Source organism: Nonomuraea marmarensis, assembly GCF_043197025.1.
GTDB classification, from domain to species: domain Bacteria; phylum Actinomycetota; class Actinomycetes; order Streptosporangiales; family Streptosporangiaceae; genus Nonomuraea; species Nonomuraea marmarensis.
Map to the genome: position 1 here is coordinate 63939 of NZ_JBICRM010000045.1, position 10502 is coordinate 74440.

Genomic DNA, 10502 nt, shown 5'->3' on the forward strand with positions numbered 1-10502 from the left:
CCGTTGTGTCGCCCAGTTATTTAATGGATCCGTTAACTATTCGGCGATAGGCTAACAAATGGGTCTGATCATCGACGCCGAGCGCCTGAGCCGCGCGTACGGCGACCACCGCGCCGTGGACGACCTGGCCCCGGGACGTTCTTCGCGATCACCGGGTTCGCCTTGTTGCCGCTGCTGTTCATGAGCAACGCGTTCGTGCCGCTGACGGCCATGCCGGGGTGGATGGAGGTGGTGGCGCGGGCGAACCCGCTCACGTACGCCATCGAGGCGATCCGGACCCCGACGCAGACCCAACGCAGCAGACGCCCAGCACGATCCGGGCCCGACACGGACCCCGTCCACCCGACGCCCGGCACAATCCGGACCCGACGCAAACCCGAATCACCGAACCCGGCTACCCGACACGATCCAGCACGGGCTTGACGGCGTCCTCCTCGAGCCGCCCCTGCCCGGCCATCGCCCAGGCCGCGTCGCAGGCGGCCCGCAGCCCGTCGATCCGGCTGCCATGACCGTCGAGCCGCAACACACCATCCGTCCACCGGGCCTGCCACCCCCCACAAGCACCGTCCCGCACCTCGGGATAGTCCTGGAGCAGCACGCCCAGATCCTCCCCGACATACGTGGGTCGATGCCGCGGATCCGCCGTCAACACGTCAAGGGCCGTAGCCACCCCCGTCAGGACCAGCAGACTCTCAACCCCCGCATTGGAGGCCCCTTCGATGTCGGTGTCCAGCCGGTCCCCCACGACCAGCGGCCGCCGGGCCCCCGTGCGGATCATCGACTCCCGATGCAACGGCGGATCAGGCTTCCCCGCATAAACCGGCTCAACTCCAGTGGCAGCGGCGATCACCCGGACCATCGCGCCATTCCCCGGGATCACCCCTCGCTGGGTGGGCATCGTGCTGTCCCCGTTGGACGCCACGAACAACGCCCCCTGCCGCACCGCCAACGCGCCTTCCGCCAGCAGCCCGTACGACAACCCGGGCGCGATCCCCTGCACCACGGCGACAGGCGACTCGGCGGCGGTCGAAACAGGCCGAAGCCCCCGATCCCGTACGGCCAGCCGCAACCCGGACCCCCCGACCACGAGCACGTTCGAGCCGGGCGGCACCCGCTCGGCGACCAGCCGGGCGGCGGCCTGCGCCGAGGTCACCACGTCGGCGGCCGTGGCAGGCGCCCCGAGCTCGCGCAGGTGGGCGGCGATGGCGGCGGGCGTACGGGAGGCGTTGTTGGTCACGTACGCCAACCGCACCCCGCGCCGCTGCGCCTCCTCCAGCGCCGCCGGAGCCCCGGGCACCGGCTGGCTACCCAGATAGACCACGCCGTCGAGGTCGAGCAGCAGGGTGTCATAGCCGTCGATCAGCACTGCGCCTCTTCCCGTTTGACTCTCACGCCGCGTGAGACTTTAGCGTCGCCCTCATACCCACCTACCGGAAGGATGGCCATGTCCGCCAACCTCAACCTCACCGCCGACGAGCGCGCTGAGCTGTTCGGCGACTTCAACCCTGACGGCCACGCGGCGGAGGCCGAGCAACGCTGGGGCGGCACGCAAGCCTGGACAGACTCTATGCGCCGCACGTCAACGTTCACGAAGGAGGACTGGAAGCGATTCATGGGCGAGGCAGCCGAGATCGCGAACCGCATGGCGGAGGCGATGCGCGCAGGCGCGCCGGCGGACGGCGACCTGGCCATGGACCTGGCGGAAGAACACCGGGCCCACATCACCCGCTGGTGCTACGACTGCAGCTACGAAATCCACCGCGGCCTCGGCGACCTGTACGTCACGGACCCCCGCTTCACCACCATCTTCGACCGAACGGCCCCCGGTCTGGCGGCCTACTTCCAAGCCGCCATCACCGCCAACGCCACCCGCCACAACGCCTGACACCACTCCCGTTCCCCCACCCCGGCACACCCCCCGCACTGACGACCCCCAAAATCCCGCCTACCGGACATGCGCAGCTGCGTGCTGCTACGGGCCTCCCTTCGCAGTCGAACACCGACCCTGAGAGCCCTCAGTGACTTCGGCTCTCGGACGCCATGCGAGCATCGAGCAGTTCGGAGACCGGACGCCCCAACGCCGGGACGCCGTGGCGCACTCTTCAACGCGGAAAGCACTGATGCGGAACGGTTGACCGATAACCGAAGACAAAGTGCGATGGACAACCGCCTACATTTCCCGACGAGCACGCAACGTAGCCCGAACACTCTTCAAGGCCGACACATAATGCCGCTCATCCGGCCGCATCGCCACCGCAATGGCCAGCGGTTCCTGGGCTCCCTCAACATCGCCAGTGCGCCACAACGACAACCCCAGTCCAAAGTAGGCATAATCCTCAGCTGGATTAGCATCCACTATCTGGCGAAAACTAGCGGCAGCCTCGGCGTACTGCCGGGAATTGAACTGCGCCCGCGCCAACGCCTCCAGAATGCTGCGCGATTCAGGCTCGGCCGCGGCAGCACGTTCAAGCAACGCCGCGGCGGCAGCAGGACTGCCCTCTCTCAGCAACTTCACCCCACGCTGGTACCAGTCGTAAACACCGCCCCCCGGAGCGCCGGAGGGATCATCATGAACGCTTCCATCTTGAGCCATGCGTGAGGACTCCTTCATCGCTGAACGACAGACCCGTCGCGGCCTGCTGCGGAACGGCCACGACTGCAACCACGGGGCGACTTGGGGAAGGCACAAGCATTTATGGGAGCATGCCCGGTATGGGGATTCCTGAACTGCCGGTGCCGGATGGACTGGTGCTACGGCCCTTCCGAGGCGTACGTTTCGCTGTCGAAGATCCCGCCAAGGTGACCTCCCCACCGTACGACCTGATCTCCGACGCCGACGTAGACACCCTCCTGGGCTCCCACCCGAACAACGTCGTCCGCCTCATCCTTCCCTGCTCCCCTCGGACACAACCGAGCGCCACCCCTTACCCCGACGCCCGAACACCACCAGATCTCACCACCCACGAAAGCACCAGGACACAACCGACCGCAACCACCGAGCCGACCGCTCACGCCGCGCCCCAAGCACAACCTGAAACACCCTTCCCACCGATCGAAGCCCCGCTCGAAGCCAGGTACGCATCAGCCAGGGACACGCTGCGAGCCTGGCTGGACTCGGGCGTGCTGGTGCCAGACGACGTGCCGGCCCTTTACGTGTACGAGCAGAGCGGACCGGACGTCCTGCAACGGGGCTTGATCGGCGACGTAGGCCTGGCCGACCCGGGGCAGCGCATCATCCTGCCCCACGAGGACGTCCTGCCCGGCCCCATCGCCGACCGGCTCGCCCTCATGAGCACCACCGAGGCCAACCTAGAGCCCATCTTCCTCCTGTACGACGGTGCCAACGGCACGGCCACCCACCTGGTGGACGAGGTGGCCGTGAAACGACGCCCCCTCGTATCCGCCCACACGGAAGACGGCCTCACCCACCGCCTGTGGGCGATCACGGACACGACCGAGATCGCCGCGATAAACGCCGACCTCCACCACCGGCAAGCCTTGATCGCTGACGGCCACCACAGGTACGCGACATACCGCGTTCTCCAACGCCAAGAACACGCGACCCACCGCGCCCTCCAGGACCAGCCACCAGCACCCACCTCCACCACTTCGGACGCTCGGCCACCCTCCACCGCTTCAGACACTCAGCCGCCCCTCACCGCTTCGGGCACTCGGCGACAGCAGCCCGCTGACGCCGCGCAAAGGGCCCAGCCGTCGGCTGACACCGCATCCGAGCGCTCAGATCTCGGGGGACGTCCGGTTCCGGAGGCTGTTGAGCCTGCGGTCGGGCCGTGGGACTTCGGGCTGGCCCTGCTCGTCGACTCCGCCGCATATCCGCCAGACTTGCAGGCCATCCATCGCGTGATCCCCGGCTTGCCCCTGGCTGAGGCGACCGCCAGGGCCAGGGGTTCGTGGCGCGTTCGCGACTATGACGACCTGGCACAGGGCCTGGCCGCGCTCGAAGAGGCCGTGGAGCCCTCCTTCCTGCTCGCAGGTGAAGACGGGACGCATCTGCTCACCGATCCCGACCCGGTGCAACTCGCCCGTGCCATGCCGGCCGACCACTCCGACCGCTGGAACTCGCTCAACACCTCCGTCCTCACCGAATTCGTCCTGCCCAAGGTGTGGGGCATGCGCGACGACGATCAGACCGTACGCATCGTCCACCACAACGCGGAAGCCGCAGTGAAGCTGGCCCTCCGCACCGGCGGCACCGCCGTGATCCTCAAGCCGCTCGCAGTCGACGATGTGCTGGCCATCGCCGCGGGCGGTGAACGAGTCCCCCGCAAATCCACCTCCTTCGGTCCCAAGCCCAGGACTGGCCTGGTCCTCCGCACGTTCGCCATCGACTGAGGCAACCGGCCGTCCCCGACGCCGAGCCTCCATCTGCCGATCGCTCCCCAGCCCGTTCGGCCATCAGCCAACGAACCTCACCCAACAGCCATCGCCAAGAACCGCCGGGCGAACGGACACGCCACGGCCGAAGGGCCACCAGCCAATGAATTCACCTCGCCCAAGCAGCCATCGCTGACAAATCCCCATCGCCGAGCGGTCGCCGGGACGAACGGACTCACCATCGCCGAGCGGCCAACGAACACCCTCAGCTCAGCCCGAGCGCCCCTTGAAGATGAACGCTCGTCAGCCTGAGCCCCGTCGGTTGGCGGACGTCGCCCAGGCGCTAGGTCAGCCGGCTGGTGCCAGGTAGGGCACCTGCCGAGGGATCAGGGCGGTGAGGGTCTCGGCGGGGGCCTCCTCGGGTTTGGGAACGTCGGCTTCGACTGGACTGGCGGTGCTCACCTCCACCTCGTACCTCCAGATCTTGGCGGCGGACGGGCCGAAGACGCGGCAGCGGAAGGCTCCCGTCACCTCGATGTAGTCGCGGGGCTTGAGCTTGCGGACTATGGCGGCGGTCTCCGGGTTGAACGTCACGCACGGGATGCTGTCCGTCAGGGCCGCTCCCCGTCTGTGCCGGCGGCGGCGGACGATGATGCGCCACTTCGTCACGGTGTCGCCGCTGGGCAAGGGGTGCTCCTCGACCGCCGCTGACAGCCTTCCCACCAGCACGACCTCGTTTCGGTCCACTGTCGTCCTCCCTATCGGTGCTCTGGTGGGGATCACTCTCTACGATGAGAAGGAAGCCGGATCGACTGGAATGGCGTTCTGGGGACAACGGGTGGACGCGCGGGAGTGCCTGTGGAAAACATCACCGCTCTGGGCGGCGACGTCTATGAAATCGACACCAAGATGGCTGGATACTCGGGCATCACGGCTGGTTATCTGATTTTGGGTGATCGGCCGTGCCTGGTGGAGACGGGTACCTCGACCTCGGCGCCCGTGGTTCGCGACGCGGTCACCTCACTCGGTGTCGGTCCCGAGGATCTGGCTACCGTCGTGGTGACCCATATTCACCTGGATCATGCCGGTGGAGTGGGAGACATCGCCAGGTTCTTCCCGTACGCGCAGGTCGTGGTGCATGAGAAGGGTGCCCGTCATCTGGCTGATCCGTCGCGGTTGATGGCCAGTGCCCGGATGGTGTGGGGTGACCGGCTCGACACGCTCTTTGGCGAACTGTCTCCTACCGACGCCCAGCGGATCGTTGCCCTCGGCGACACGGGCGCCATCGACCTGGGCAATGGACGTACGCTGAGCAGCCACTACTCCCCCGGGCACGCGAAACATCACGTCGGCCTGGTCGACTCCGCCACTGGTGACCTGTATGTAGGTGACGCGGCCGGTGTGTACCTGCCCGAGACGGGAGATCTGCGTCCTGCGACGCCTCCGCCGGACTTCGATTTGCGGACGGCGCTGGACTCGATCGCGTTGTTCGGAGCGCTTGGGCCGCAGAGATTGCTGTTCAGCCACTATGGGCCCGTTGATGCCGTTCACGAGACCCTTGAACGGTCTGCAGAAGAGCTTCGCATCTGGGTGGATCTGACCCGGCAGGCTCATTCTGAGGGCATGGATCTGGACCACGCCGTGGCCATGGTCAGGGATCGCACCAAGGATCGCTATACCGCGTTGAAGTCCGATGACGCTACCGCTGAGCAGTTCGAACTGCTGAGCGGTGCTCCGTCCAACGTCGCGGGGATCCTCCACTGGCTCGACCGCATCTCGCCCTGACCGGCATCCGTGGAGACGCTCCGCCGTACCGGATGGTTCGGGTACGGCGGAGCGCCGGCGTCAGTCGTCGGTTTTGGGCTTGTTCTCGGCAGGTACGTCCAGCGTGTCGCCGAAGTCGGGCTCGATGAACGCCGGAGTGATGCCCGGAGTGTCGGCCTGGCCCGGCGTCTCAAGGGCGTCATCCTGCTCATCGGCGGGGACGTCCGGGAGGTCGGCGGCGGGTTCGGGGGCTTGCGGGGCGTCGGCGGGGCCGGACGGCTCCGGTTCACTGTCCAGGAGGTCACCGGCTTCCGCGAGAGGCGCGGCGTCGTCTGCTCCTCCGTCGGCCTCGCCCGTCTCGTGCGCCTCCGACTCATCCGACTCATCCGCGTCGGCCTCGTCCGCGTCGGCCTCGTCCGCGTCCGTCTCGTCCGCCGCGTCCGCCTCGTCCGCCGCGTTCGCCTCGTCCGCCTCGTCCGCCTCGGCCACGTCTGCGGCCTCGGTCACCGCAGCGTCGTCGAAGTCGTCCTCGAGGTCGTCCTGATCGTCGAAATCTTCCTCGACGTCCTCGATGACCGCGCCGGTCAGCTCGGCGTACCGTTCGGCGGCGTCCGTCTCGCCGTCTTCGTCGAACGCCATCGCCTTCCCGAACCAGTCGGTAGCCGCCTCCTGATGCCCGGCCTCGGCCAACGCGTCCGCATATGCGAATGCCAGCCGTGCCGACCAGGGCCTGGGCTGCGGGTCGCGCAATTCGGGCAGCCGCTGCAGGGTGATCACGGCGGCGTCGTGCTGGCCCAGGTCGCGGCGGGCGCCGGATTCGACGATGGTCAGCTCAATGCGCCCGGCTCGGTCGAGGCGTTCGGCTTCGGGTGAACGTACGAGGTCGATGGCCCGCTCCGGACGGCCGAGGCCACGCTCGCAGTCGGCCATGACCGGCAGGTACGCCTCCGAACCCGTCATCCTCCTGGCCGCCCGCAGATCGCTCAGGGCCTCCGAAAAGTGCCCCGCGTGGTAGGCGACGATACCCGCGGCCTCGCGTACGACACCGATGCGCGCCGCGAACCTGCGGGCCACCTTCGTGTGCTCGTGTGCCTGGTCGGGGTCGTCGTCCTCAAGCGCCCGCTCGGCGGCCACGAGGTGCCGGCCCACCAGGTCGGCGAGATCGCCGGGGAGGGAACGCAGCTCCTCGAGGACCTCCTTGTCGAGTTCCTCCGCGGTGATGTCGGGCGCGACCTCGGGCAGCCTCTCGCGCTGCGGAGCCTCGGCCTCGCCGTCGGACCTGCCGTATCGGGCGCGGGTCGCCGCCGCGGGGCGCTCCTCGCGGTCGTCTCGCGAGAACGGGCGGGAGTCCCTGCGACCGCCCTCACGACGATCATCGTATCCGCCCTCACGACGCGGGCCCCGGTCGTCCCGGAAGCCGCCCTCGCGACGGGGACCACGGTCGTCGCGGAAGCCACCCTCACGCCTGGGGCCACGATCACCGTAACCACCTTCACGACGCTCGCCGTATCCGCCCTCGCGACGGGGACCGCGATCATCCCGATCACGGAACGGACGACGCTCCCCGCCCTCACGGCGCTCACCGGAGCCGCCCTCACGACGAGGACCACGATCGTCGCGGAAACCGCCGTCACGCCTGGGACCGCGATCACCGTAACCGCCCTCACGCCTGGGGCCACGATCACCGTAACCCCCTTCACGACGCTCACTGGAGTCACCCTCGCGACGTGGGCCCCGGTCATCGCGGAAACCACCCTCGCGACGGGGACCACGGTCGTCGCGGAAACCGCCCTCACGCCTGGGGCCACGATCACCGTAACCCCCTTCACGACGCTCACTGGAGCCGCCCTCACGACGCGGGCCCCGGTCATCGCGGAAACCACCCTCGCGACGGGGACCACGGTCGTCGCGGAACCCACCCTCACGCCTGGGGCCACGATCATCGTGACCACCCTCACGACGAGGACCACGATCATCTCGATCACGGAACGGACGACGCTCCCCGCCCTCACGACGCTCACTGGAGCCGCCCTCACGACGAGGACCACGATCGTCGCGGAACCCACCCTCACGCCTGGGACCGCGATCACCGTAACCCCCTTCACGCCTGGGGCCACGATCACCGTAACCCCCTTCACGCCTGGGGCCACGATCACCGTAACCCCCTTCACGACGCTCACTGGAGCCGCCCTCGCGACGGGGACCACGATCATCCCGATCACGGAACGGACGACGCTCCCCGCCCTCACGACGCTCACCGGAGCCGCCCTCACGACGAGGACCACGATCGTCCCGGTCCCGATAGGTACGACGATCGTCGGAACCGCCCTCACGGCGGGCCCCGTAACCACCTTCACGACGCTCACTGGAGCCGCCCTCGCGACGCGGGCCCCGATCGTCGCCGAAGCCGCCCTCACGACGGGGAGCCCGATCGTCCCGGCCTCCACCCTCACGACGAGGGCCCCGGTCGCCGTAGCCCCCCTCACGACGAGGACCACGATCATCCCGATCACGGAACGGACGACGCTCTCCGCCCTCACGACCCGAACCGCGATCGTCTCGGTCCCGAGGGCCGTCGTCCCTCCGCGGCCCTCTGTCTCCGCGGTTGTCGGAGCGCGGCCTGTCGTCGGAACGGAACGGACGGTCGCCGCCGGAGTCTCGCCCGCGAGAGTTGTATCCGCCGCTCCTGCCGCCTCCGCCGGAGCGCCTGTCCCCGTGGTCGCCGCGCCCGCGCTGTCCGCCGTCGGATCCGTTATCTCTGTTCACTTCTGGTCCATTTCGTTGGGCTCACCCAGCGGACTCACAACGACGGTCCACCGTGGCTGGTCGCCGCCCGCCCACGGGCCTTACGCGACGAAGGCCACCCGTGGGGGTGGCCCGCTACTGCCAGCCTAGCAAGCCGCGGGACGTCCATGAGCCCGCCGCAACCCATCTATTGATTGGCCGATAAACGCTCGGTCAGCAAGACTGCTCACCATGTCACTACGCTTCCACGAAATCGCCGAGTCCCGTCACCGGATTCTGAACCCCTTGACGGACGACAAGCTCGACCTGCTCGGAGAGATCTGCCGCATCGCCCCAGGCTCCCGCCAGCTGGACCTGGCCTGCGGAAAGGGCGAGCTCCTTTCCCGGTGGGCCAACGATTACGGCGTACAGGGTGTCGGCGTGGACATCAGCAAGGTCTTTCTCGGCGCCGCCAGAACTCGAGCAGAAGACCTCGGCGTGGCCGACCGGCTCGATTTCATAGAAGCCGACGCCGCCACCTACAAAGACACCCCCGAGTCGTACGACATCGTCTCGTGCATTGGGGCGACCTGGATCGGCGGCGGCCTCCAGGGCACCCTGTCGCTCATGCGCGGACATCTGAGCCCGAACGGCATCGCCCTGGTAGGCGAGTGCTATTGGATATCGCCACCTCCGCCCGAGGCTCTCGACGCCCTCGGAATGGAGAAAGACCTCTTCACCTCACTGGCCGGTACGGCGGAGCGCGTCGAAGAGGCCGGCTTCGAACTCCTGGAAATGGTCCTGGCCGACCAGGACAGCTGGGACAGGTACGTCGCCGGCCAGTGGTGGACGATGAGCGACTGGCTCCGCGACAATCCAGCGGATCCCGACGCTCCGGCCATGCGGGATTTCCTCACCCGGGCCCGCCGCTCACACCTGGAGTACGGCCGCCAATACCTGGGCTGGGGCGTCTTCGTCCTTCGCCCTTAATGTCTCACTTCCATCTGCGCCTGCTGTGAGCAGCTCCCGTGAATACCATCGCGGCCGCGCTCCCCTTAATCCGCGAACTCAGCCTGTGGGGTATCCGCATGGGGTCGAAGAGCGCTGTGCGGAAGGCCCCGCGCAGGCCGTCCCAGGAAACAAGAAAGGTCCCCGACCATACCCGGTCAGGGGCCCTTCTCCTACCAAAGATTGTCCGGCGGTGACCTACTCTCCCACACCCTCCCGAGTGCAGTACCATCGGCGCAGGGAAGCTTAACTTCCGGGTTCGGAATGTAACCGGGTGTTTCCTTCCCGCCATAACCGCCGTAACCCTATGAAACTGACAAGCATACCGCTTGTTGTCTCAGAATTGCCTAGTGGACGCGAGCAAGAGTCTTTCTTTGGTGTGGCGCAGCTCCGGACCCGGCGAAGAGTGACAGAGCGCAGCACACACCAAAGCAATATGCTTTGTGGTCAAGTCCTCGGCCTATTAGTACCGGTCAGCTCCACACGTTACCGCGCTTCCACCTCCGGCCTATCAACCCGGTCGTCTACCGGGAGCCTTACCCCCAAACGGGGTGGGAGACCTCATCTCAAGGCGAGCTTCCCGCTTAGATGCTTTCAGCGGTTATCCCTTCCGAACGTAGCCAACCAGCCGTGCACCTGGCGGTACAACTGGCACACCAGAGGTTCGTCCG

General features: G+C 67.4%; 11 protein-coding genes and 2 rRNA genes. 6 read left to right on the plus strand and 7 right to left on the minus strand.

All coding sequences use genetic code 11. The features are described 5' to 3' along the window. Positions 1-68 precede the first annotated feature (68 nt). Positions 69-263, minus strand: a complete 195-nt coding sequence (locus tag ACFLIM_RS44500; protein ID WP_393175867.1) for a hypothetical protein — start codon at positions 261-263, stop codon at positions 69-71. Between ACFLIM_RS44500 and ACFLIM_RS44505 the strand changes: the two genes are divergently transcribed. Further along, positions 181-423, plus strand: coding sequence for an ABC transporter permease (locus ACFLIM_RS44505; RefSeq protein ID WP_393175837.1), 243 nt, complete (start codon positions 181-183; stop codon positions 421-423). The genes ACFLIM_RS44500 and ACFLIM_RS44505 overlap by 83 nt on opposite strands. On the opposite strand, the gene ACFLIM_RS44510 is transcribed toward ACFLIM_RS44505, so the two are convergent. Next, positions 395-1366, minus strand: coding sequence for an HAD-IIA family hydrolase (locus tag ACFLIM_RS44510; protein WP_393175839.1), 972 nt, complete (start codon positions 1364-1366; stop codon positions 395-397). The two genes, ACFLIM_RS44505 and ACFLIM_RS44510, sit on opposite strands and share 29 nt — an antisense overlap. A 78-nt stretch (positions 1367-1444) precedes the next feature. Here ACFLIM_RS44510 and ACFLIM_RS44515 point away from each other — a divergent pair, with 78 nt between their 5' ends. Further along, positions 1445-1885: a TipAS antibiotic-recognition domain-containing protein gene (locus ACFLIM_RS44515; protein ID WP_393175841.1), complete on the plus strand. Its 441-nt coding sequence runs from the start codon at positions 1445-1447 to the stop codon at positions 1883-1885. A gap of 285 nt (positions 1886-2170) precedes the next feature. Here ACFLIM_RS44515 and ACFLIM_RS44520 read toward each other — a convergent pair whose 3' ends face one another. Beyond that, positions 2171-2593 (minus strand): tetratricopeptide repeat protein, encoded by a 423-nt coding sequence (locus ACFLIM_RS44520; RefSeq protein WP_393175843.1) that lies wholly within the window; start codon positions 2591-2593, stop codon positions 2171-2173. 119 nt (positions 2594-2712) lie between these two features. On the opposite strand from ACFLIM_RS44520, the gene ACFLIM_RS44525 reads away from it, so the two are divergent. Further along, positions 2713-4353: a DUF1015 family protein gene (locus ACFLIM_RS44525; protein WP_393175845.1), complete on the plus strand. Its 1641-nt coding sequence runs from the start codon at positions 2713-2715 to the stop codon at positions 4351-4353. 330 nt (positions 4354-4683) lie between these two features. Here the strand turns inward: ACFLIM_RS44525 and ACFLIM_RS44530 are convergent, their stop codons facing one another. Further along, the gene (locus ACFLIM_RS44530) at positions 4684-5082 is read right to left on the minus strand and encodes a single-stranded DNA-binding protein (protein WP_393175847.1); all 399 of its coding nucleotides are present in this window, start codon (positions 5080-5082) and stop codon (positions 4684-4686) included. A gap of 111 nt (positions 5083-5193) precedes the next feature. Between ACFLIM_RS44530 and ACFLIM_RS44535 the strand changes: the two genes are divergently transcribed. Continuing rightward, complete coding sequence (locus ACFLIM_RS44535) at positions 5194-6120, plus strand: MBL fold metallo-hydrolase (RefSeq protein WP_393175849.1); 927 nt, start codon at positions 5194-5196, stop codon at positions 6118-6120. 60 nt (positions 6121-6180) lie between these two features. On the opposite strand, the gene ACFLIM_RS44540 is transcribed toward ACFLIM_RS44535, so the two are convergent. Then, positions 6181-7248 carry a hypothetical protein gene (locus ACFLIM_RS44540; protein WP_393175851.1) on the minus strand — a complete coding sequence of 356 codons (1068 nt, stop codon included), beginning with the start codon at positions 7246-7248 and terminating at the stop codon, positions 6181-6183. On the opposite strand from ACFLIM_RS44540, the gene ACFLIM_RS44545 reads away from it, so the two are divergent. After that, a complete protein-coding gene (locus tag ACFLIM_RS44545; protein WP_393175853.1) occupies positions 7186-8994 on the plus strand; it encodes a hypothetical protein in 1809 nt (602 codons plus the stop codon). The genes ACFLIM_RS44540 and ACFLIM_RS44545 overlap by 63 nt on opposite strands. A gap of 135 nt (positions 8995-9129) precedes the next feature. Then, on the plus strand, positions 9130-9813 hold the full coding sequence (locus ACFLIM_RS44550) for an SAM-dependent methyltransferase (RefSeq protein WP_393175855.1): 684 nt from the start codon (positions 9130-9132) through the stop codon (positions 9811-9813). Positions 9814-10016: 203 nt separating this feature from the next. On the opposite strand, the gene rrf is transcribed toward ACFLIM_RS44550, so the two are convergent. Further along, positions 10017-10133, minus strand: a 5S ribosomal RNA gene (gene rrf, locus ACFLIM_RS44555). Positions 10134-10274: 141 nt separating this feature from the next. Next, a 23S ribosomal RNA gene (locus ACFLIM_RS44560) occupies positions 10275-10502 on the minus strand; the annotation flags it as partial.

Coding starts and splice junctions, on each gene's coding strand:
- ACFLIM_RS44520 (WP_393175843.1), bottom strand. CDS start 2,593: ATGGCTCAAGATGGAAGCGTTCATGATGATCCCTCCGGCGCTCCGGGG.
- ACFLIM_RS44505 (WP_393175837.1), top strand. CDS start 181: ATGAGCAACGCGTTCGTGCCGCTGACGGCCATGCCGGGGTGGATGGAG.
- ACFLIM_RS44500 (WP_393175867.1), bottom strand. CDS start 263: ATGGCGTACGTGAGCGGGTTCGCCCGCGCCACCACCTCCATCCACCCC.
- ACFLIM_RS44515 (WP_393175841.1), top strand. CDS start 1,445: ATGTCCGCCAACCTCAACCTCACCGCCGACGAGCGCGCTGAGCTGTTC.
- ACFLIM_RS44525 (WP_393175845.1), top strand. CDS start 2,713: ATGGGGATTCCTGAACTGCCGGTGCCGGATGGACTGGTGCTACGGCCC.